Source organism: Halomonas sp. ND22Bw (assembly GCF_003011945.1).
In the GTDB taxonomy this organism is placed as follows: domain Bacteria; phylum Pseudomonadota; class Gammaproteobacteria; order Pseudomonadales; family Halomonadaceae; genus Halomonas; species Halomonas halophila.
The window spans coordinates 1-259 of sequence record NZ_PXWD01001211.1; the positions used below are offsets into that span (position 1 = coordinate 1).

Annotated in this window: 1 protein-coding gene; it reads right to left on the bottom strand. The window is 57.1% G+C overall.

Annotation, left to right across the window (positions count from 1 at the left end; translation table 11 throughout):
* A partial coding sequence (locus CVH10_RS26970) for a hypothetical protein (protein WP_219924991.1) occupies window positions 1-215 on the bottom strand: 215 nt, incomplete at its 3' end.
* Window positions 216-259 lie beyond the last annotated feature (44 nt).

The window sequence follows — 259 nt, forward strand, 5'->3', positions numbered from 1 at the left end:
CACATCGCAGAGTCCTTCAGCCCTTGTAGACTCAGATGGGTGCGGAAGTGATCCAGATGGTCGACTGGATCACTGCTCCCATCGTATGAGTCAAGGGACGGCATTTTGAACTTCGTGGGTAGCGGTCGACCCAGGATCTCTGCCGTGAATGGAGAGCGATCCAGGTCGACGGCGCCACCGTCGTCCGGAAACACACGGTTCCAGATCTTGTCCATGCGTGGATCCGTGCTGGCTGTGTTTCCGGACCTCTTGGAGTTGA